The sequence below is a fragment of the Dokdonella sp. GW821-FHT11D02 genome (assembly GCF_058808595.1).
Genome location: NZ_CM179520.1, coordinates 2,195,292 through 2,215,168, shown reverse-complemented (window position 1 = coordinate 2,215,168; position 19,877 = coordinate 2,195,292). Strand labels below are relative to the sequence as shown.

General features: G+C 67.5%; 20 protein-coding genes. 3 read left to right on the top strand and 17 right to left on the bottom strand.

The features are described from left to right. Positions 1–46: 46 nt before the first annotated feature. From AC3QL3_RS09250 to AC3QL3_RS09205, 10 genes are all read right to left on the bottom strand, one after another. The gene (locus AC3QL3_RS09250; protein ID WP_492898260.1) at positions 47–1,933 is read right to left on the bottom strand and encodes a polysaccharide biosynthesis protein; all 1,887 of its coding nucleotides are present in this window, start codon (positions 1,931–1,933) and stop codon (positions 47–49) included. Continuing rightward, positions 1,923–2,996, bottom strand: coding sequence for an MraY family glycosyltransferase (locus AC3QL3_RS09245; RefSeq protein ID WP_492898258.1), 1,074 nt, complete (start codon positions 2,994–2,996; stop codon positions 1,923–1,925). The genes AC3QL3_RS09250 and AC3QL3_RS09245 overlap by 11 nt, the downstream gene beginning before the upstream one ends. A 6-nt stretch (positions 2,997–3,002) precedes the next feature. Beyond that, positions 3,003–4,175, bottom strand: a complete 1,173-nt coding sequence (gene lapB / locus AC3QL3_RS09240) for a lipopolysaccharide assembly protein LapB (RefSeq protein ID WP_492898256.1) — start codon at positions 4,173–4,175, stop codon at positions 3,003–3,005. Further along, positions 4,172–4,450, bottom strand: a complete 279-nt coding sequence (locus AC3QL3_RS09235) for a LapA family protein (protein WP_492898254.1) — start codon at positions 4,448–4,450, stop codon at positions 4,172–4,174. The genes lapB and AC3QL3_RS09235 overlap by 4 nt, the downstream gene beginning before the upstream one ends. 107 nt (positions 4,451–4,557) lie before the next feature. After that, a complete protein-coding gene (locus tag AC3QL3_RS09230; RefSeq protein ID WP_492898252.1) occupies positions 4,558–4,860 on the bottom strand; it encodes an integration host factor subunit beta in 303 nt (100 codons plus the stop codon). Between the two features lie 103 nt (positions 4,861–4,963). Beyond that, the gene (gene rpsA, locus AC3QL3_RS09225) at positions 4,964–6,628 is read right to left on the bottom strand and encodes a 30S ribosomal protein S1 (protein WP_492898250.1); all 1,665 of its coding nucleotides are present in this window, start codon (positions 6,626–6,628) and stop codon (positions 4,964–4,966) included. Positions 6,629–6,844: 216 nt separating this feature from the next. Continuing rightward, complete coding sequence (gene cmk, locus AC3QL3_RS09220; RefSeq protein WP_492898248.1) at positions 6,845–7,531, bottom strand: (d)CMP kinase; 687 nt, start codon at positions 7,529–7,531, stop codon at positions 6,845–6,847. 102 nt (positions 7,532–7,633) lie between these two features. Beyond that, the gene (locus AC3QL3_RS09215) at positions 7,634–9,112 is read right to left on the bottom strand and encodes a WS/DGAT/MGAT family O-acyltransferase (protein ID WP_492898246.1); all 1,479 of its coding nucleotides are present in this window, start codon (positions 9,110–9,112) and stop codon (positions 7,634–7,636) included. Positions 9,113–9,211: 99 nt separating this feature from the next. Further along, a complete protein-coding gene (gene ygiD, locus AC3QL3_RS09210; RefSeq protein WP_492898244.1) occupies positions 9,212–10,009 on the bottom strand; it encodes a 4,5-DOPA-extradiol-dioxygenase in 798 nt (265 codons plus the stop codon). A gap of 10 nt (positions 10,010–10,019) precedes the next feature. Continuing rightward, a complete protein-coding gene (locus AC3QL3_RS09205; protein ID WP_492898242.1) occupies positions 10,020–10,628 on the bottom strand; it encodes an NAD(P)-dependent oxidoreductase in 609 nt (202 codons plus the stop codon). Positions 10,629–10,835: 207 nt separating this feature from the next. Between AC3QL3_RS09205 and AC3QL3_RS09200 the strand changes: the two genes are divergently transcribed. Further along, positions 10,836–11,210, top strand: a complete 375-nt coding sequence (locus tag AC3QL3_RS09200) for a winged helix-turn-helix transcriptional regulator (RefSeq protein WP_492898240.1) — start codon at positions 10,836–10,838, stop codon at positions 11,208–11,210. A 37-nt stretch (positions 11,211–11,247) separates the two neighbouring features. Beyond that, positions 11,248–12,441 (top strand): cation:proton antiporter, encoded by a 1,194-nt coding sequence (locus tag AC3QL3_RS09195; RefSeq protein ID WP_492898238.1) that lies wholly within the window; start codon positions 11,248–11,250, stop codon positions 12,439–12,441. Here the strand turns inward: AC3QL3_RS09195 and AC3QL3_RS09190 are convergent. The 3 genes from AC3QL3_RS09190 to AC3QL3_RS09180 all read right to left on the bottom strand — a co-directional run bounded on the left by AC3QL3_RS09190 (position 12,438) and on the right by AC3QL3_RS09180 (position 13,770). Next, positions 12,438–12,935 carry a hypothetical protein gene (locus AC3QL3_RS09190; protein ID WP_492898236.1) on the bottom strand — a complete coding sequence of 166 codons (498 nt, stop codon included), beginning with the start codon at positions 12,933–12,935 and terminating at the stop codon, positions 12,438–12,440. The genes AC3QL3_RS09195 and AC3QL3_RS09190 overlap by 4 nt on opposite strands. 10 nt (positions 12,936–12,945) lie before the next feature. Then, positions 12,946–13,206, bottom strand: a complete 261-nt coding sequence (locus AC3QL3_RS09185) for a GlsB/YeaQ/YmgE family stress response membrane protein (RefSeq protein WP_492898234.1) — start codon at positions 13,204–13,206, stop codon at positions 12,946–12,948. Between the two features lie 114 nt (positions 13,207–13,320). Then, entirely contained in the window at positions 13,321–13,770 is a 450-nt protein-coding gene (locus tag AC3QL3_RS09180) for a GNAT family N-acetyltransferase (protein WP_492898232.1), read from the bottom strand. 123 nt (positions 13,771–13,893) lie between these two features. Here AC3QL3_RS09180 and AC3QL3_RS09175 point away from each other — a divergent pair, with 123 nt between their 5' ends. Beyond that, positions 13,894–14,589 carry a hypothetical protein gene (locus tag AC3QL3_RS09175; protein WP_492898230.1) on the top strand — a complete coding sequence of 232 codons (696 nt, stop codon included), beginning with the start codon at positions 13,894–13,896 and terminating at the stop codon, positions 14,587–14,589. Positions 14,590–14,623: 34 nt separating this feature from the next. On the opposite strand, the gene AC3QL3_RS09170 is transcribed toward AC3QL3_RS09175, so the two are convergent. The 4 genes from AC3QL3_RS09170 to AC3QL3_RS09155 form a co-directional block, all read right to left on the bottom strand. Further along, on the bottom strand, positions 14,624–16,576 hold the full coding sequence (locus tag AC3QL3_RS09170; protein WP_492898228.1) for a pyrroloquinoline quinone-dependent dehydrogenase: 1,953 nt from the start codon (positions 16,574–16,576) through the stop codon (positions 14,624–14,626). A gap of 98 nt (positions 16,577–16,674) precedes the next feature. Then, the gene (locus AC3QL3_RS09165) at positions 16,675–17,451 is read right to left on the bottom strand and encodes a LytR/AlgR family response regulator transcription factor (RefSeq protein WP_492898226.1); all 777 of its coding nucleotides are present in this window, start codon (positions 17,449–17,451) and stop codon (positions 16,675–16,677) included. Then, positions 17,444–18,523 (bottom strand): sensor histidine kinase, encoded by a 1,080-nt coding sequence (locus AC3QL3_RS09160; protein WP_492898224.1) that lies wholly within the window; start codon positions 18,521–18,523, stop codon positions 17,444–17,446. The genes AC3QL3_RS09165 and AC3QL3_RS09160 overlap by 8 nt, the downstream gene beginning before the upstream one ends. Before the next feature lie 100 nt (positions 18,524–18,623). Further along, on the bottom strand, positions 18,624–19,877 hold the full coding sequence (locus AC3QL3_RS09155; protein ID WP_492898222.1) for a thiolase family protein: 1,254 nt from the start codon (positions 19,875–19,877) through the stop codon (positions 18,624–18,626).

Genomic DNA, 19,877 nt, shown 5'->3' with positions numbered 1-19,877 from the left:
CGGCTGCAGCGCAGCCTTCGCATCGATGCGTCGATACGCGAGCGGCTCATCCGGCCCGGCTGTCGAGCGCGACGATCGTCGCGCTGGTGGTATTGCCGCCCGCGGCGAACTCCGGCAGCAGCTGCTCGACCACGCGGCGCAAGCTGTCCTCGTCGAATTCGCGCGCGGCTTGTTCGCCGTGGCGCAGCTGCGCCAGCAACAGGCTCCAAGCCATGCTGCGCGGCTGCGCCAGGAAGATCTTCGCATGCGCGGTGTCGCTGTAGCGTTCCTGCGCGTGAAACAGCTCTTCGAACAGCTTCTCGCCCGGACGCAGGCCGGTGTAGACGATCGCGATATCGTGGCCTTCCTGCGGCCCGGCGAGACGGATCATCTGCTCGGCCAGGTCGCGGATCTTGATCGGCTCGCCCATATCGAGCGCGAAGATCTCGCCGCCGTTGCCGAGTACCGACGCCTGCAGAATCAACTGGCAGGCTTCCGGAATCGTCATGAAGTAGCGGGTGATCTCCGGGTGGGTGACCGTGACCGGCCCGCCGGCCTGAATCTGCTCGCGGAACCGCGGCACCACCGAACCGGCCGAGTCGAGTACGTTGCCGAAGCGCACCGTGATGAAGCGCGTCTGCGAAACTTGCGCGAAGTTCTGGCAGAAGATCTCGGCCACGCGCTTGCACGCGCCCATCACGCTGGTCGGGTTGACCGCCTTGTCGGTCGAGATCAGCACGAAGCTCTCGACGCCGCTGCGATCGGCCGCTTCGGCGATGACCTTGGTGCCGAGCACATTGTTGCGGAACGCTTCGCGAATCTGCCCTTGCAACAGCGGCACGTGTTTGTAGGCGGCCGCGTGGAACACGATCTGCGGCTTGGCGGTGGCGAACACGCGCTCGCACGCGGCGGCGTCGCCGCAATCGCCGAGCCAGGCGTTGAATAGCAGATCGGGAAAATCGCGGCGCAGTTCCTGCTCGATCGTGTACAGGTTGAATTCCGACAGCTCCAGCACCGTCAGCGATTCGGCGCCCAAGCGCGCGATCTGCCGGCACAGCTCGGCGCCGATCGAACCGCCGCCGCCGCTGACCAGCACGCGTTTGCCGGCCAGGCGGGTGCGGATCGCGGTCCAGTCGAGCTGCACCTGCTCGCGGCCGAGCAAATCTTCGATCGCGACCTTCTTCAGTTCGTTGAAGCCGGCGCGGCCGGCGACCACGTCTTCGAGGCGCGGTACGGTGCGGAACGGCAGCTCGCTGTTTTCGCACAACTCGACCGCGCGGCGCATTTGCACCTTGTTCGCCGCCGGCATCGCGATGACCAGCATTTCGGCGGCCGTCTCGCGTGCGAGCTGCGGCAGCTGTTCGAGGGTGCCGAGCACCGGAATGCCGTGCAGGCGCGCGCCGCGCAGCTGCGGGTTGTCGTCGAGGAAGCCGACCGGCGCGTAGCGGTTCTCGCGCTTCAGATCGCGCACCAGCGCCTCGCCCGCCTTGCCGGCGCCGAGCACCAGCACGCGCTGGCTGGGCGTGCGCGTGGTGAAGTCGAGCCGGCTGTCTTTCCAGTAGCGATACAACAGGCGTGGCCCGCCGAGCAGGATCGCCAGCACCAAGGGATAGATCACCAGCACCGTGCGCGGCACGGTGACGAGGCGGTTGTAGAGGAACAAAGTGATCGCTGCGGCGAACGCGCCGAAGATGCAGGCGCGGAAGATGTTCCAGATGTCGGGCACGCTGGCGAAGCGCCAGAGGCCGCGATAGAGCCCGGTCCACCAGAAGATCAGGCCTTGCGCGGCGAGCACCAGCCAGACTTCGGTATCGAACAGCGAAACCGGCGAGGGGTTGGGCGCCAGCGACCAGCGCAGCATGCTGACCGCCGTCCAGGCCAGCCAGACCATCAGCATGTCGTGCGCGACGACGGCGAGGCGCGGGTGGATGGCGGCGATCAGCTTACGCAGCATGCCGACCTCGCCCGCGCGCCGCGGCCAGACACCAGCGCTTGCCCGAACACCAGGCCGCGAACGCGAGCGCATACACCGCCGCGACGACGGCGAGTGCGGAAGCGGGCGACAGCGCGGGTGCGGAAGAACGATTCATCCAATACACGACAGGCAGCACGAGCAGGAGGTTCCAGGCCAGGTACAGCGCAACGACGCGTGCGTGCGAGAAACCGTTGCGCACCAGCCATTGGTACAGATGTTCGCGGTGCGCACTATACCAACGCCGGCCGCGCAGCATGCGCGAAAGCAAGGTGCAGCTGGCGTCGGTGACGAAGGCCGAGACGACGACCGCCACGCTCGCCGCGGCGTTCCAACCGTGGCCGGCCAGGACGATCGCGGCCAAGGCAATCGCGAGTCCCAAAGCACCGCTGCCGACGTCGCCCATGAAGATGCGCGCGCGCGGGAAATTGAACGGCAGGAAGCCGAGCACCGCGGCGGCGGCAGTCCCCGCCGCGAGCGCCGGACCGGCGTCGCCGGCGCACGCGAGCAGCACCGCGAAGACGCCGAGGCAGAACAGTGCCTGCATCGCCAGCAAGCCGTCGATGCCGTCCATGAAGTTGTGCAGGTTGATGCTCCAGACGACGAACAGGCCGATCACCAGGAAGGCGCCGCCGTAGCCCCACCAGACGTTGCTGGTCGTGCCGGGCGAAAGCGCCTGCTCGACCAGCACCGGCACGAACAGCAGCAGCACCGACGCCCAATGCACCAGGATGCGCACGCGCGCGCTGAGCGGGCGGTGATCGTCGATCCAGCCGATGGCGGCGACGAGAAGCAGCGCCGCGACCACGAACAGGTGCAACGGAATCCGCAGCACGAGCGGAACGCCGAAACACAGCACGATCGCCGCGACGATGGCGATACCGCCGCCGCGCGGCGTCGGCACCGAGTGCGAGCGGCGCCGGCCCGGTTCGTCGATCAGGCGCGCGCGCATCGCGTAGCGGATGCTGAGCCAGGTCAGCGTCGCCGACAGCAGCGCAGCGACGGCCATCAGCGCGATCGCGACGCTGGGCGTTATCGACGCCATGCAGGCCTATTCGCCGACCACGCCGTGGATCGGCCGCACCGAACCCCAGGTCTTGCAGCTGGGGCACTGCCAATGATGCGCCTTCGCGCCGAAGCCGCAGCGGTTGCAGCGGTACATCGCCTTGCCTTCGACCAGCTTGCGCGTGAGGTCGCGCAGGATCAGGAAGTTGTCGCGCGCATCGCCGCTGGCGGTGTGCAGGTTTACGTCGATCAGCGCCATCAAGGCGCGCACCGAAGGCCGCTGGCGCAGGATGCGGTTGAGGAACTCGACCGCGGCCGACTCGCCGCGCGTGGTCGCATAGAGCTTGGCCAGCGCCAGCACCGGCGAGACGCCCTGGTAGCGCTCGGTGATGCCGAGCAGGAACTGTTCGGCGCGCTGCATCTGCTGCGCGCGCGCGTAGCAGTCGAGCAGCGGCGAGAGGATCTCCGGCACGTAGTCGACGTCCTGTTCGGCGACACGCTCGAATGCGTGGATGGCGGCGTCGAGATGGCCGGCGGCGGATTCGATGTGGCCTTCGATCATGCTCGCGCGCACGCATTCGGCTTGCGCGGCGAACGCGTCGGCGACGCGCGCGCGCGCCTCCTCCGCGGCGCCCTGCGCGCGCGCGTGTTCGGCCAGTTCGCAGTAGAACTGCGCGATCGTGGCGCCCTGCGATTCGCCGCTGAGCTGCTCCAGCCGGCGCGCGTGCTCGATCGCCTTGTTCCAGTCGCGTTCGTGCTGGTAGATCGCGATCAGATGCTTCAGCGCCGACGGCGCCAGCGCATCCATCGCGACCAGATCGGTGAACAGCGTCTCGGCGCGGTCGAGCAGGCCGGCGCGCATGTAGTCCTCGCCCAGCTCGAGCAGGGCGACGGTTTTCTCGTCCTGACTCAGGTTCGGCCGCGCGATCAGGTGCTGATGCACACGGATCGCGCGATCGACCTCGCCGCGGCGGCGGAACAGATTGCCGAGCGCGAGATGCGTCTCGACCGTGTCGCGGTTGATCTCGGCGAGCTTGAGGAAGACCTCGATCGCCTTGTCCTGCTGTTCGTTCAGAAGATAGTTGAGGCCGCGGAAGTAGCTGGTCGACAGCTCGCTCACGCGCGCACCGGAGGTACGCTCGCCGCCGCGGCGGCCGAGCATCCAGCCCGACAACGCGGCCACCGGCAGCAGCAGGAACAACAAACCCAGTTCGTTCATGCCGGATCCGTTTTCGCCGCCTGCCCCGCGCGCGCCTCGCGCAGCTCTTGGCGCAAGCGGCGCAACTCGCGGCGCTGCCGCGCGGTCGGGCCGAGCCAGGCGACCGCGCCGCCGAGCAGCCAGCCGATCAGCAAGCTCGCGAGCAAGACGAAACCGATCGGCGCTTCTACGCGGAAGAAATGGAAGTCCAACGGCGCCGAGGCGGCATTCAACGCGCCGAACCAGGCGCCGGCGACGACGACGAGGAGGATCAGAAGGATCAGGATCAGACGCATGGACGGCAGTCGGACTCGGACTGACGCCGCCGGATGCGGCGGCGCGTCAACGTTAGCATGCCGGGCCTCGCGCGGGACCGCGCGGATGGCCTGCTGCGTGGCGCGGTTCAGGCCGGCTCGGCGCTCTTGGCCGATTCGTTGACGCGCTCGCGCAGCTCCTTGCCGGGCTTGAAGTGCGGCACGTGCTTGCCCGGCAGCGCGACCGAATCGCCGGTCTTGGGATTGCGCCCCATGCGCGGCGGACGATAGTGCAGCGAGAAGCTGCCGAAGCCGCGAATCTCGATCCGCTCGCCGCTCGACAGCGACTGGCTCATCTGCTCCAGCACGCTCTTCACGGCCAGCTCGACATCGTTGGCGGCAAGGTGTTTCTGCCGTTCGGCCAGGGCCTCGATCAGCTCCGACTTGGTCATCGCGGTATCAGCTTTGCTTCTCGTCAAAAAAAGCGCGCATCGACCTCGATGCGCGCATCATGCGGAGCGGTGCGCGGAACCCTCCGCGCACCGCGATGTTGCATCAGCGGTTGAGCTGTTCCTTCAGCAGCGCGCCGAGCTTGGTGGTGCCGCCCGAAGCGCTCTGGTATTCCTCCAGCGTGGTCTGCAGCTCGTCCTCGTCCTTCGCGCGGATCGACAACTGCAGGCTGCGGCCCTTGCGGTCCATGCCGGTGAACTTCGCTTCGACCGAATCGCCGACCTTCAGATACTGGGTCGCATCCTCGACGCGTTCCTTGGCGATGTCGTTCGCACGCAGGTAGCCCTCGACGCCGTCGCCGAGATCGATCGTCGCGCCCTTGGCGTCGACTTCGCGCACGGTACCGTTGAGGATGCTGCCGCGCGGATGCGCCGCCATGAACTGGCCGAACGGATCCTGCTCGAGCTGCTTGATGCCGAGCGAGATGCGCTCGCGTTCCGGATCCACCGCCAGCACCACGGCCTCGATCTCGTCGCCCTTCTTGAAGTTGCGCACGAGGTCTTCGCCGGTGGTCTGCCAGGAGATGTCGGACAAGTGCACCAGGCCGTCGATGCCGCCGTCCAGGCCGACGAAGATGCCGAAGTCGGTGATCGACTTGATGGTGCCGGAGACCTTGTCGTTCTTTTTGTGGATCGCGGCGAACGCTTCCCACGGATTGGCGCTGGTCTGCTTCATGCCGAGCGAGATGCGGCGACGCTCCTCGTCGACGTCGAGCACCATGACCTCGACCTCGTCGCCGACCTGCACCACCTTGGCCGGGTTGACGTTCTTGTTGGTCCAATCCATCTCGGACACGTGCACCAGGCCTTCCACGCCCGGCTCCAGCTCGACGAAGCAGCCGTAGTCGGTGACGTTGGAGACCTTGCCGAGCAGACGCGTGCCGGTCGGATAGCGGCGTGCGATCTGCACCCACGGATCCTCGCCCAGCTGCTTGAGGCCGAGCGAAACGCGGTTGCGCTCGCGGTCGAACTTGAGCACGCGCACTTCCAGCTCGTCGCCGACGTTGACGACTTCGCTCGGGTGACGCACGCGCTTCCACGCCATGTCGGTGATGTGCAGCAGGCCGTCGATACCGCCGAGGTCGACGAACGCGCCGTAGTCGGTGAGGTTCTTGACCACGCCCTTGACCACCGCGCCTTCCTGCAGACGATCGAGCAGCTGTTCGCGCTCGGCGCTGAATTCGCTCTCGACCACTGCACGACGCGACACGACCACGTTGTTGCGCTTGCGGTCGAGCTTGATGATCTTGAACTCGAGCTCCTTGCCTTCGAGGTAGGACGGATCGCGCACCGGGCGCACGTCGACCAGCGAGCCCGGCAGGAATGCGCGGACGTCCTTGATGTCGACGGTGAAGCCGCCCTTGACCTTGCCGGAGATGCGGCCGGTGATCGCCGCGTTGGCGGTCTGCGCCTCTTCAAGCTCGTCCCATACCAGCGAACGCTTGGCCTTTTCGCGCGAGAGCATCGTCTCGCCGAAGCCGTTTTCGATCGCGTCGAGCGCAACCTTGACGTCGTCGCCGACGTTGATCTCGAGTTCGCCGCGGTCGTTCTTGAACTGTTCGATCGGGATGATGCCTTCGGACTTCAGGCCGGCGTTGACCACGACGACGTCGTTGCGGATCTCGACGACGGTGCCGGTCACGATCGCGCCGGAGCGCAGTTTGGCCAGCGATTGGCTCTGTTCGAACAGTTCAGCGAAACTTTCAGTCATGTTGATTTCCAAGGGAATGAACAGGCCGACGTCCGTTCCGGATCGCCAACCCACCTTCATGGATGCGGAAACGCCCGCATCGAACGCGTGCCGGCACGCTGCCGGACTTTTGCCCTTGCGGGCGAGGTGTTGCGTTTTTGCGATCGTCCTCGACCGCGAAGCTCGAGCAGCGGACGTCCTGTCCGCACTTCCCAACACAAAGCTGCAAAACCCAAGTCAGGCGGACTGAACCACGGCCAGCACGCTGGCCACGACCTCGTCCACCGAAATTCCGGTCGTATCGACGATCAGCGCCCCAGTCGCCGGTCGAAGCGGAGCGACCTTGCGGTTCGCATCGCGTTCGTCGCGCGCTTCGATCTCGCGCAAAAGGGTTGAAAGTGTAACAGCCAACCCCTTTTCCTTCAACTGCTTATAGCGCCTGCGTGCGCGCTCGTCGGCGCTGGCGGTGAGGAACACCTTGTACGGGGCGTCGGCGAAAACCACGGTGCCCATGTCGCGCCCGTCCGCAACCAGGCCCGGCGGCTTGCGAAACGAGCGCTGTTTGTCGAGCAAGGCGGCGCGTACGGCCGGGATCACGGCGATCGCCGAGGCGGCCGCCCCGCAGGTTTCGGTGCGGATTTCGTCGGTGGCGTCGTGGCCGTTCACCACCACGCGCGTCTCGCCGCCGTCCTTGGGATCGCGGAAAACGATCTTGGTCGTCTCCGTGCAGCGCGTGACCGCGGCGGCGTCGGACAAGTCGATGCCGGCCATACCGGCGGCGTAGCCGACCGCGCGGTAGATCGCGCCCGAATCGAGCAGATGCCAGCCGAGCGCATCGGCGACCGCGCGGCTGATGGTGCCCTTGCCGGAGCCGGACGGGCCGTCGATGGTCAGTACGGGAACGGGTTTGTCGGGCTTGCTCATGCGCGCTCGCCGCCGGAAACGGTAGATTTTACGCACTTCGCGGCGGGCGGTCTGCCCTGCTGCCCGCCCTCCCCCGCAAGCGGCGGCGGGGGAATGACTCCGTCAGCCGTAGCGCGCGAGCGTCGCCGCGGCGTCGGCCGGCGTGATGTCTTCGCTCCAGTCTTCCATCAGCGGAATCAGCATGAGCTTTTCGAACTCGGCGTCGAAGCGCTGCACGATCGCATCCGGATCGCGCACGCGCCGGCTGTCGCCGATCACGCCGAAATAGACGCGGCCGTTGTAGCTGAGGATGGACAAGCCGAGGCCGATCGAGCCGGTCTGCGGCACCCAGAACATCAGTTCGCGCACCTCGACCCCGGTCAGATACAAAGGCTGCTGCGGGCCGGGCACGTTGGTGGCCACCGCCGTCGCCTTGCGGCTGAACAGTTCCAGCGCCGGCTGCTGCAGCACCGCCGGTCCCATGCCGAGCGCGGCGAGCAGGCCGAACGCGACGATCGCCTGGCGCCGCCCTTTCAGCTCGCGCATGCAGGCGGCGACGCGTTCGAGGCGGCGCAGCGGGTTCGGCTCGCCGATCGGCAGATCGAGAAAGACCAGCCCGAAATGATTGCCGAGCTTCTTGGCGTGTTCGAGCGGGCGCAGGTTGACCGGCACGGTTGCGCGAATGGTCAGGCCGTCGACGTCTTCGCCGCCCTCGCGCAAGTAGCTGCGGATCGCGCCGGCGGCACAAGCCAGCAGCACGTCGTTGACGGTGCAGCCCATCGCCTTGCCCAGCAGCTTGACCTCTTCCAACGGCAGCGGCTCGGCCCAGGCGACGCGCTTGGTCACGCTGAGCTCGCCTTTCAGCGCGGTCGGCGGATCGTCGGACAAGGTCAGCGCGATCGCCAGTTCGCGCGTGATCTCGCTGCCCTCGTGCGCGATCTCGGCCGCCGCGCCCGGATCGGCCAGCATCTGCGCGATCTTGCTCCAGGTCTTCTCGCCGACCGCGAGCGCCTTTTGCAGGCCGCCCTGCATCGGTTCGAGCAGACGCTCGAGCACGCTGCCGCGGTCGCGCTTGAGCCAGGTTTTCGCCAGCTCCGCATGCGCTTCCGGCTGCGGCGCGGTGTCGGTCAGCGACAACAGCACCTGCACCAGGGCGAGGCCGTCGGCGTAGCAATGGTGGATGCGCGCGATCAGTACGCTGCCTTCGGTGCCATCGGGCGCGCGGTAGTTTTCCACCACGTGAAACTGCCAAAGCGGCTTGGAGCGATCGAGCGGCGCCGAGGCGAGTTCGCTGACGAAAGCCTCGAGCTCGCTCTTGCCGGCCGCGCCCGGCAACGCGGCGACGCGCACGTGCGCGTCGATGTCGAACTCGGTATCCGTTCTCCAGTACGCGCCTTTGACGCCGGTCTCGGCCCGCTGGCGGAAGCGGCGAAAGGCGAGAAAGCGTTCCAGCAGCAGCAGCTTGAACTTGGCCGGATCGAGTGAGCCGGTGAACATCAGCACGCCGGTGATCATCATGCGGTTGGTCGGCCGCTCCATGCGCAACCAGGCGGTGTCGACCTTGGACATCGCCTCGCGCCCGCCGCGCTCCGCATCGATCATGGCGCCTCCCCATGCCTCCGGTACGCGCCGGAGACTTCGAGCCCTAGCATCCGGGCGACCCGGCGAAAACGCAACCGTGACACCCGCGCCCGCTCGAACTCAGGACAGCACGAACGAACGCATCGAAATCGAGGCGAGATCGAATCCTTGGTTGAACCAGGCGAGTTCGTCCGCCGCATCGGCGACGCCGAGCGGAAACAAGAGCGGCAGGAAATGCTCGATGGTCGGATGCGCCATGCGCATCAGATCGCCGAGCCGCGGTGCCTCGACGACGGCGCCGAAATCGCGCCGATCGAGCGCTGCGGTCATGCGCGCGTCGAATTCTTCAGCCCAGTCGTAAGTCGCCCCGCCCGGCCGCAGCAAGCGCAGGTTGTGCACCAGGTTGCCGCTGCCGACGATCAGCACGCCGCGCTCGCGCAGCGGCTTCAATTCGCGCGCGAGCTCGAACTGCGCCGCCGCGTCGCGCGACAGGTCCAGCGACAACTGGAACACCGGCACGTCGGCGCGCGGGAACATGCGCGCCAGCACCGACCAGGCACCGTGATCCAGACCCCACTCTTGATCTGGCCGCACCGCCGTCGTGTAGACCGAAGCGATCGTCGCCGCGGCCGCTAGCGGGGCGCCAGGCGCCGGGTATTGCTGCGCGTGCAGCGCGGCCGGGAAGCCGCCGAAATCGTGGATGGTGCGCGGCCGCTCGCCGACGTGCACGAGCGTGGCGCCGCGCGTCATCCAATGCGCGGACACGCACAGGATCGCTTGCGGCCGCGGCAGGCGCTCGCCGAGCTCGCGCCACTCGCGACTCCAGCGATTGTCCTCGATCGCGTTCATCGGGCTGCCGTGGCCGACGAACAGGGCCGGCATGCGCGGCGTGGCGGGCAGATCGGCGAGCGTGGTCACGTCGAGATCCTCAATAACCGACGGTGAAACGACGGCGACTGTGCGCCGGCTTTTCGATCTCGTCGACCAGCGCGACCGCATAGTCTTCAAACGAGATGCGACTGCCGTGCGCGCCGACCAGGAGCTGATCGCCGCCGAGGCGGAACTTGCCGGTGCGATGGCCCGGTTCGAGCACGGCCGAGGGTGACAGGAAGGTCCAGTCCAATTCCGGCTCGGCGCGCAAGAGATCGAGGAAGCGGCTGCCGGCGAGCGCCTCGGGCTTGTACATCTCCGGAAAATCCGGCGTCGTCACCAAGGCCACGCCGGGCGCGACCTCGAGACTGCCGGCGCCGCCGACCACGAGGTAGCGCCGGGCGCCGGCATCCTTGACCGCATCGATCAAGATTCGCGGATCGCTGGCGCTGAAGTGCACCGCGCTGACGACGATCTCGTGTCCGCGCAGCAACGCAGCCAAACCGGCGCGGTCGAACACGTCGCCGGCCTTCGCCGTCACGCCGGGAAGCGCGGCGATCTTGTCCGGATGGCGCGCGATCGCGGTGACCGCATGGCCGCGGTCGGTCAGTTCTTTCAGGATGCGCGTGCCGGCGTTGCCGGAGGCGCCGATCAGGGCGAGGCTCATAGCGGTTTCTCCATCAATGAAAAGGAAGATGCCTGCCGCCCGAACGGAACAAGGGTCCGCCGCGGCGACGAAGGCTGGTAGTATCCAAAAATCATCTGCACTCCTTCGGAAACTATAGGGTCGCCTGCCGCCGCCGTGAAGAACGCACCGCAAACTCACCTGGTTACCGCGGAGAAACCGCCCACGAACGCGGCCACGCCGTGGGACGTGTACGCCTCCGATTGTCCGACCCGGATCGTGCTCGATCGCGTCGCCGACAAATGGGCCACCCTGGTGCTCGGCCTCTTGAGCCAGCACCCGTGGCGCTTCAACGCGCTGCTGCGCAAGATCGAAGGACTGTCGCAGAAGGTGCTGTCGCAGACGCTCAAGCGGCTCGAGCGCGACGGACTGGTCAGCCGCACCGCGTTCGCGACCGTGCCGGTGACGGTCGAGTACAGCATCACGCCGCTCGGCGGTACGCTGGCGCATTCGCTCAGCGCGCTGATCGCCTGGGCCGAGCAGAACATCCAATCGGTGCAGGCCGCGCAGCGCGCATTCGACGCGAAACAGCACGAGCCGCAGCGTCCCACGGCGGACGCCTAAACCCTTTCGACCCGCGACGCACAACCGGAACCTCTTCATGCACCACGGCGCCGAAATCTTGTTGGCCTTGTTCGCAATCTTCGTCGCCGCGCAGATCGGCGCCGAACTCGCGCAACGGCTGAAACTGCCCGGCGTCGTCGGCGAAATCCTCGCCGGTTGCGCGATCGGCCCGGCCGCGCTCGGCTTGATCGGCAAGGACCAGATCGCGAGCGGCATGCCGCTCGACGTGCTGGCCGAGATCGGCGTGGTGTTGCTGTTGTTCTCGGTTGGTCTGGAGACGCGGCTGGACGATCTGAAGAAGGTCGGCAAGAGCGCCTTCCTGGTCGGCGTGCTCGGCGTGATCGTGCCGTTCGTGCTCGGCGCGCTGTGGGCGCACGGCAGCGGCTTCGAATGGACCAAGTCGATGTTCGTCGCCGCCGCCTTCGTCGCGACCTCGGCCGGCATCACCGCGCGCGTGCTGCAGGAACTGGGTGTGCTGACACGCATCGAAAGCCGCGTGATCCTCGGCGCCGCCGTGATCGACGACATCCTCGCCATGCTGCTGCTCGGCGTGGTCACGTCTCTGCAGGGCGACGCCGGCGTCAATGTCGCCGGCTTGTTACTGGTGCTAGCGCAGGCGATCGGCTTCGTCGCGATCATCGGCTGGGTCGGTACGCGCGTGATGCGCAAGCGCGCGCATTGGCTCGATCGCCCGATCAATCCGCTGTCGCCGCTGACGATCGCGCTCGCGATCTGCCTCGGCCTCGCCTATCTGTCGACCGAGTTCGGCCTCGCCGCGATCATCGGTGCGTTCCTGGCCGGCATGATCGCCTCGGAAATGCACCAGCGCGAAGAGCTCGAACATCAGATGCAGCCGCTGCTGGCGCTGCTGACGCCGTTCTTCTTCGTCATCACCGGCGCCAAGATCGACCTCGCCGTGTTCGCCAGCGGCGCCGCGCTGTGGGCCTTGCTGGTCGTGACCGTGATCGCGATCGGCTCCAAGCTGATCGGCGGCTTCCTCGGCGCGCTCTCGCTCGGTCGCCGCAGCGCGCTGATCGTCGGCGTCGGCATGGTGCCGCGCGGCGAGGTCGGCGTGGTCATCGCCAGCCTCGGCCTCGCCGCCGGCGTGTTCACCGATCAGACCTACGCCGTGATCGTGGCGATGTCGCTGCTGACCTCGATCGTCACGCCGCCGGTGCTGTCCTGGCTCTTGCGCGCACCCGCGGAGCCGGCGTCCGACACGCCGCGTTAGGCGGTCTTCATGTGCTGCGAAATCTTCGCCAGCGCGATCGTCAGCGCCGCGCCGCCGAGCGTCTTCAGCAAGCCGGAATGCTGCGCGTAGAAATCGCTGAGACCGTCGACCACGCTCGGATCGTGCCGCTGCGCTTGAGTGACGGCGACCTGCACCTGCTGCGGATCGACTTGCTGCGCCTGGTCCGGCGTCACCGTGGCGACCGCGCCGCCCTGCCCGAGCAGGCCGCCGAGCACCGCGCCGGCGTTCGGACCGAGCGCAGCGGCCAAGTGGTTTAGCAAAGCTGCGCGCTGCTCCGGCGTCGCATTGGCGAACATCTGCGCGACCATCTGGCCGACGTCCGGCGTCGCGTTCGATCCGAACGCCGCGCCGATGCCCTTGCTGAGCACGTCCGGCGGCACGTTCTGCGCCACGTGGCCGAAATCGTCCGCCGCGGAACCTGCATTCGCTTGGCCGCCTAGATAGCGATTGAGTATGTCGTTGAGTAGCGCCATCGTCGTGCTCCTAGGCGGTCGGGCCGCGGCTCTTGATCGCGATGTGATAGACGAACAGCAAGACCAGCGCGCCGATCAGCGCGCCGATGAAACCGGCCGATTGCCCGGCTGCGTACCAGTGCAAGGCGCGCCCGACGAAGGTCGCCACCAGCGAACCGGCGATGCCGAGCGCGGCGGTCAGGAAGAAACCTTTCGGCCCCGGTCCGTGGGTGAAGAACTTCGCCAGCAAGCCGACGACGAAACCGATCAGAATGGTCCAGATCAAGCTCATGAAGTCACTCCTCGCGTGCGCTGAAACGCATAGCCGAGCCGGCGGCTGGCACGATGAGCACGCTACGCAGGAATGCTTACGCGATCCTTTCGATACCTTTGTTCACAGCATCGCTCAGCGCGACAAGGCGTCGGCGTCGTAGCGCTCCATGAAGCGCTCGGGCGCGGACAGCGGCGCGAAGCCGTATTGCGCGTACAAGCCGTGCGCATCGCGCGTCGCCAGCAGGAAGCGGCGGATGCGTTGCAGGTCCGGATGGCTCAGAGCGAACTCGACCAGACGCTTGCCGAGCCCGCGCCCGCGCGCCTCGGGCACCACGAACACATCGGCGAGATAGGCGAAGCCGACGCCGTCGGTGACGACGCGCGCGAAGGCGAGCTGACGCCCGTCTTCGTAGATACCGAAGCAGAGCGATTGGGCGATGGCGCGTTCGACCAGTTCGCGATGGATGCCGCGCACCCAGTACGACTCGCCGCTCAAGAAGGCGTGGATCAGGTCGATGTCCAGGCGCGCGCGATCCGTGGAAAATACCAGCGCGTCCGCGCCGCGTTCGTGGTGATCGCCCATGCCTCTGTTCTCGTTCGCGCCGGGTCGAACGCTAGCACGAGATCGCGCGCGCGACGCTCGCACAATCGTCACTGGAGTACCGATGCATCCGATCCCTTGCACACTGTTCGCCTCGCCTTCGCCATGCCCGCCTTCGCTCAGACACCGGCGCCGAGTGCCGCGCCACCGCAACTGGCGATGCTCGAACTCAAGCAGGAAGGCGTACGCATCCGCTATCCGGCCGGCAAGGCGAGCACGCCGGAACGCCGCGCCGCCTACCTCGACGCCTACACCGAAGCCGGCGTACACGCCTCGCAGCCGCTACGCTTCGATCTCGGCCGCGGCCTGCCGTCATCAACACTGACGTGCGACTCCGGTCCGAACGACGATCCGACCTGCCGCCTCTTGCTCGACGCCGAAGATCCGCGCAGCACGATCTTCGAAGCCGCCGCCAAAGACTTCGTCTTTCGCGCCGACGGCGACATCTACGTATCCGGCCAGAGCGATTCGATGTACGACCGGCGCCGGCTGTTCCGCTACGACGGCAAGCGCTATCTCGAAGTCACCCAGCCCTTGCGCTACGTCGGCATCGAGGCGCGCACCAAAGCGCCGCTGGCGCTGACCGCACAGCGCGGCGGTGACATAAAGCAAGCATCGATCACGCTGGATGCCGGTGCCGCGCTGACGATCCTGCTCAACGCGACCGACGGCGAAGACGTGCACGGCCACAGTCCGGATTACTTGGTGAAGACGCGCGAAGGACTGGTCGGCTGGGCGCGCATTCCGCGCCTGCCCGATGGCCGCACGATCGTCGAAGGCCTGCAGTTCGGCGGCGATTGAAGCGTCGCCGCTGCGAGCGCCGGCGCGCTGGCGCTCATCGCTTCGGCAACGCGTAAGCGAGCACGTAGTCGCCGATGGTCGTGCCGAGCTTGGCGTGGCCGCCCACCGCGACGACCACGTACTGGCGCCCACCCGACTCGTAGCTCATCGGCGTCGCCTGCGCGCCGGCCGGAAGCCGCGCTTTCCACACTTCCACCCCGCTCGCGCTGTCGAACGCGCGCAGGAAGTTGTCGGTGGTCGCACCGATGAAGATCAGGCCGCCGGCCGTGGTCAGCGGACCGCCCATGTTCGGCGCGCCTTCGATGTCCCAGAACGGCCACGGTGCGCGGTCGCGCGATGTGCCGAGCGGCTTCGACCACGCGATCGTGCCCTTGTCCAGATCGAGCGCGACCAGCTTGCCCCATGGCGGCGCCGTGCACGGCGCGCCGAACGGCGACTTCAGCAAGCTGCGCCGCATCGCATACGGCGTGCCGCTCTGGCGCGCGAATTCCCAACCCTTGTACAAGCCCGAGTCGTATTGCGCGTCGAGTTCGGCGCGCGGGATCAGCGCGACCACGAACGGCAGATCCATCACGTTTGCGATCAGAAGCTTGCGCTGCGGATCCCAGGCGCCGCTGCCCCAGTTCGAGCCGCCGGCGTAACCGGGCCGCTCGATCGTGCCTTGCAGGCTCGGCGGCGTGAAGATGCCTTCGCTGCGCAACGCGGCGATCTGCTCGCGACAGGCGTCGCGATCCCAGAAGCTCACGCCCCAAGCGTCCTCCGGCGTCACCTTCGCGTGCGAGACCAAGGGCGGCAGCGACGAGAACGGCTGCGTCGGCGCTGGCGTTTCGCCTTCGACCGTGCCTTGTGGCACCGCGCGCTCTTCGATCGGAAAGACCGGCTCGCCGTTCTCGCGATTGAGCACGAACACCTGGCCGGTCTTGGTCAATTGCACCAGCGCGGGAATCTTCGCGCCGCCGCGATCGAGCTCGATCAGCATCGGCTGCGAGGCGGTGTCGTAGTCCCACAAGTCGTGATGGATCAGCTGCCGGCCCCAGACCAGCGCGCCGTCGGCCACGCGCAAGGCGACCACCGAGTTGGCCCAGCGGTTGTCGCCGGGCCGCATGCCGCCGAAGAAATCGGGGCTGGCCGAGCCGGTCGGCACGAACACCAGGCCGCGCTTGGCGTCGAGCGCGAACGGCGCCCAGGCGTTGGCGGCGCCGGTCCAATGCGCGGCCTGCGCGTCGATCTCGCCGAATTCCGGATCGTTCGCCGCGGCCGGAATCTTCGCCGCGCGCGGGATCGGATCCCAATGCCACAAGAGCTTGCCGCTGCGCACATCGTAGGCGCGCACGACGCCGAGCTCGAGATCGGTGCCGCCGTTGTCACCGATCGAAGAACCGACCACGGCGACGTCGCCGGCGATCGCCGGCGGCGAGGTGACCTGGTACTGGCCCAGACGCCGCGCGCTCGCGCGTACGCCTTTGGATAAGTCGACCTCGCCGTTCGCGCCGAAATCGGCGCAACGCTTGCCGCTCTTCGCATCGAGCGCGAGCAGGCGCGCATCGATGGTGGCGAACAAGATGCGTTCGGCGCACGCCGTAGGCGGGTTCGCGCTTTCATCGCGCCACCAGCTGACTCCGCGCGTGGTCATTTCCGAATAATCGCGCGAGCGCTCGACCTCGGCATCGAAACGCCAACGCTCGCGCCCACTCGCCGCGTCGAGCGCGAACGCCTTGCCGGTCGCGGTATTGAAGTACAGCGTGTCGCCGATCTTCAGCGGCGTCGCCTCGAACGTCAGCGCCTCGCTCGCGCGCTCGAAGCCGGCGCCGAGTTCGCCGGTGCGAAAGGTCCAGGCGAGTTCGAGTTCGGCGACGTTGGCCGGGGTGATCTCCGCCAGCGGCGCGTGCCGCTGACCGCGGCCGTCGCCGCCGTAGGCATTCCAGTCGAACGTCGCCGATTGGGCCGAGGCGGCGCCGATCACGGCCGCTATGAGAAGAATACGCATCGTTCTGCTCCGATTGAACAGCGCGATTGCAGCGGGCGTGCACGACGCGCGCAAGCAAAAGGTGACGACGCGGACGCGCCGCGGGACGAACGGGAGCCTTACGCGGTCGGGAACGTCGGCGGCAGCAAGGCGCGATAGCGCCGGCTCAACATCAGCTCGCTGCCGTCGTGCAAGCTCAGCTTGAGATCGCCGTGCGCCCACGGCGCGATCGCGGCGACGAAATCGGCGCGCACCAGATGCGAGCGATGCACGCGCAGGAACTCGCTCGGATCGAGGCGCTGCGCCAAGCGCGAAAGCGTCGCGCGGATCAGATGCCGCCGTGCCGCCGTATGCACCTCGACGTAGTTGCCGGCTGCGCTGAACCGGCGCACCTCGGCCAGCGGCACGATCAGCGAACGGCCGCGCTCGTGCACGACCAGGCGTTGCAGCCGCGGCAGGCGCGTCAAGCCGGTGTCGAGCCGGCGCAGGCGCTCTTGCGCCAAGGCGGCGCCGTCGTCGTCATTGCGTCGCTCGGCCAGCCGCTCGCTCACGCGCGCCAGGCTGCGCGCGAAGCGCTCGCGATCGAACGGCTTGAGCAGATAGTCGAGCGCCGCCACTTCGAACGCGCGCAATGCGTGCTCGTGATACGCCGTGGTGAACACGACCAGCGGCAGCGGCGACGGCGCGCGCGCGAGCAGGTCGAAGCCGTTGTCGGCACCTAGGCGGATGTCCAAAAACAGCAGATCGGGCTGGCTCTCGCGCAACGCGACGAGGCCGCCGGCGAGATCCTCCGCTTCGGCCACCACGCGATAGCCGGGCTGTTCGGCCAACAGCCGCCGCAGCTTGGCGCGCGCCGGCGGTTCGTCCTCGACGATGGCGATGCGAATCTCAGTCATGACGGCGCCACGGCAGCTCGATCTCGATGCGCGTGCCGCCGCCCGCGCGCGCGGCGATTGCGAAGCGATGATCGCGCGGATAGCACAGTTCGAGCCGGCTGCGAACGTTGGCGATGCCGACGCCGGGTGCGCAATCGGGCGCGATGCCGCTGCCGTCGTCCTCGATCGTGCAGAGCAGACGATCGCCGCGCGTCGCGATCGTGACTTCGACCCGCCCGCGCCCACTCGCCAGTCCGTGTTCGAACGCGTTCTCGACCAAGGGCTGCAACAGAAGGCGCGGAATGCGCGCATCGCGCGCCTCCGCCGCCACCGCGATGTGCGTGCTCAGCTTGCCGCGGAAACGCTCGCGCATCAGCTCGAAATAGCGCTCCAGCCAGACCACGTCGTCGGCGACGCGCACCTCGGCCTCGCCCGATTCGCTCAACGCCGCGCGCAAGAGATCGGCGAACGCGGCGATCATGCGATCGGCCGCATCGACGTCTTCGTGCATGCGGTTGGAGATCGCGTTCAAGGTGTTGAACATGAAATGCGGCTCGATCTGCGCGGTGAGCTGGGCCAGCCGCGCGGCGCCGAGATCGCGCTCGAGCCGGATCACGGCGAGTTCGTGTGCACGCCGTTCCTGCCACCAGCGCCAGCCGACGCCGATGCCGACGATCATCGCGTAGGTGATGAGATCTTTCTGGAATTCGTAGAACAGACCCAGGCGCCAATCGCCGAAATCGTAGTATTCGCCATGAGCCGCGTAGACCAGCTTGCGGATGCCGACCATCGTCAGCGTATGCAGCAGCGAGAACACCAGCGCGGCCGGCAAGTGCAGCGGCAAGCGCCGCAACCAGCCGGCACCGGACAGCGGCACCGCACGTTCGAAACGCAGCAAGGCGAGCGCCAGCAGCGCCATCACAGTGGCGCTGCTCAATTCCCAACTCAAAGGTTTCCACGCCGCCAGATCGCTGCCGGCATTGCGCAGGCCGATGATCGCATTGACGCCGTGCCACAGCCCGAGCGCGAGCCAGACGCCGGCATAGACCAGCCAGAACCTGCCGTTTCCGCTCGCTGCTTTGCCGCTCTTCATCGCTCATCGTCGCCGCGCCGAGGGCGCGATTGCAACGCAGCCTCGGTGCAGCGACAAGATCGGCGGGACCGGCGGGACGGCCGCTGCCGCGAGCGGGACCTCAGACGCGTTCGAGCAAGCCGACCGTGCCCGAGCCGCCGTCGGCGCAGAGCGAAACGATGCCGCGCGAGCCGCTCGGCATCGCGGCCAGTTCCTTCGCCGCCTGGCTCAGCACACGCGCGCCGGTCGCGGCGAACGGATGGCCGATCGCGATCGAGCCGCCGTGCGGATTGACTCGCTCCCACGGAAACGCGCCAAGATCGGCGTCGATACCGGCTTGCTGCTTGCGATAGTTCGCATCGGCGGCGAGCCGCAGATTTGCCACGACTTGTGCCGCGAACGCTTCGTGCACGTTCCATGACGCGATGTCGGCGAAACTCAGGCGATGTCGCGCGAGCAAGCGCGGAATCGCGCGCGCCGGCGCCATCAGCATGCCTTCCTCGCCCTTGAGGTAGTCGATCGCGGCCAGCTCCCAGTCGACCAGACGCACCGTCGGCTGCAGGCCGAGCCGGGCCAGACCTTCACCGTCGGCGATCCACAACGCGGCGGCGCCGTCGGTCAGCGGCGAGGCGTTGCCGGCGGTGATGGTGCCGGCGACCGCATCGAACGCCGGCTTCAGCGCGGCGAGCCGTTCCGCCGAGGTGTCGCGGCGCGGCAGGTTGTCGACCGCGACGCCGTCGAACGGCAGGATCAGGTCGTCGAAGAAGCCTTCGTCCTGACCCTTGATCGCGCCTTGATGACTCGCCAGCGCGCGCGCGTCCTGGTCCTCGCGCGAGATGCCGAAATGCTTGACCGTGTCTTCGGTGTGCTCGCCCATCGAACGGCCGCTCTTGCGATTGGCCCAGCCGCGCGCCGGCAAGTTGAAATCGCCGGCGGAGATCTTCGCCAGGCGCTCGGCGGCGGCGGCCTTGTCCTTGGCGAACAAGAACATCAGCTCGTCGGCGACGCGCTGCTTCAGCGCGATCGGCACGTGGCTCATCGACTCGCTGCCGCCGACCAGGGCGAGGTGCGCACCGCCGCGGCCGAGCATCGCGCCGGCCTCGATCGCGGCCATGAAACTGGTCGAGCAGGCGAGCGTGGTCGAGAACGCCGGAATGGTCGGATCGACGCCGGCATCGAGCACGACTTCGCGTGCGATGTTGGAGACGTCCGGATGCGTGATGACCTGGCCCCAAACCAGGAAGTCGGGCCGCGCGCGTGCCGCCATCGCCTGCACCAGCGGCACCGACAGGTCGATCGAAGAATGTTTGGCATAGACGCCGCCGGCCTTGACGAACGGCGTGCGCAGACCGGGAACGAGGTAGATGTCCGACAT

What these genes read in the sequence shown, in the direction of transcription:
- AC3QL3_RS09250 (WP_492898260.1), bottom strand. Translation starts at nt 1,933, where the DNA reads ATGCTGCGTAAGCTGATCGCCGCCATCCACCCGCGCCTCGCCGTCGTC.
- AC3QL3_RS09245 (WP_492898258.1), bottom strand. Translation starts at nt 2,996, where the DNA reads ATGGCGTCGATAACGCCCAGCGTCGCGATCGCGCTGATGGCCGTCGCT.
- lapB (WP_492898256.1), bottom strand. Translation starts at nt 4,175, where the DNA reads ATGAACGAACTGGGTTTGTTGTTCCTGCTGCTGCCGGTGGCCGCGTTG.
- AC3QL3_RS09235 (WP_492898254.1), bottom strand. Translation starts at nt 4,450, where the DNA reads ATGCGTCTGATCCTGATCCTTCTGATCCTCCTCGTCGTCGTCGCCGGC.
- AC3QL3_RS09230 (WP_492898252.1), bottom strand. Translation starts at nt 4,860, where the DNA reads ATGACCAAGTCGGAGCTGATCGAGGCCCTGGCCGAACGGCAGAAACAC.
- rpsA (WP_492898250.1), bottom strand. Translation starts at nt 6,628, where the DNA reads ATGACTGAAAGTTTCGCTGAACTGTTCGAACAGAGCCAATCGCTGGCC.
- cmk (WP_492898248.1), bottom strand. Translation starts at nt 7,531, where the DNA reads ATGAGCAAGCCCGACAAACCCGTTCCCGTACTGACCATCGACGGCCCG.
- AC3QL3_RS09215 (WP_492898246.1), bottom strand. Translation starts at nt 9,112, where the DNA reads ATGATCGATGCGGAGCGCGGCGGGCGCGAGGCGATGTCCAAGGTCGAC.
- AC3QL3_RS09205 (WP_492898242.1), bottom strand. Translation starts at nt 10,628, where the DNA reads ATGAGCCTCGCCCTGATCGGCGCCTCCGGCAACGCCGGCACGCGCATC.
- AC3QL3_RS09195 (WP_492898238.1), top strand. Translation starts at nt 11,248, where the DNA reads ATGCACCACGGCGCCGAAATCTTGTTGGCCTTGTTCGCAATCTTCGTC.
- AC3QL3_RS09190 (WP_492898236.1), bottom strand. Translation starts at nt 12,935, where the DNA reads ATGGCGCTACTCAACGACATACTCAATCGCTATCTAGGCGGCCAAGCG.
- AC3QL3_RS09185 (WP_492898234.1), bottom strand. Translation starts at nt 13,206, where the DNA reads ATGAGCTTGATCTGGACCATTCTGATCGGTTTCGTCGTCGGCTTGCTG.
- AC3QL3_RS09180 (WP_492898232.1), bottom strand. Translation starts at nt 13,770, where the DNA reads ATGGGCGATCACCACGAACGCGGCGCGGACGCGCTGGTATTTTCCACG.
- AC3QL3_RS09175 (WP_492898230.1), top strand. Translation starts at nt 13,894, where the DNA reads ATGCCCGCCTTCGCTCAGACACCGGCGCCGAGTGCCGCGCCACCGCAA.
- AC3QL3_RS09170 (WP_492898228.1), bottom strand. Translation starts at nt 16,576, where the DNA reads ATGCGTATTCTTCTCATAGCGGCCGTGATCGGCGCCGCCTCGGCCCAA.
- AC3QL3_RS09165 (WP_492898226.1), bottom strand. Translation starts at nt 17,451, where the DNA reads ATGACTGAGATTCGCATCGCCATCGTCGAGGACGAACCGCCGGCGCGC.
- AC3QL3_RS09160 (WP_492898224.1), bottom strand. Translation starts at nt 18,523, where the DNA reads ATGAAGAGCGGCAAAGCAGCGAGCGGAAACGGCAGGTTCTGGCTGGTC.
- AC3QL3_RS09155 (WP_492898222.1), bottom strand. Translation starts at nt 19,877, where the DNA reads ATGTCGGACATCTACCTCGTTCCCGGTCTGCGCACGCCGTTCGTCAAG.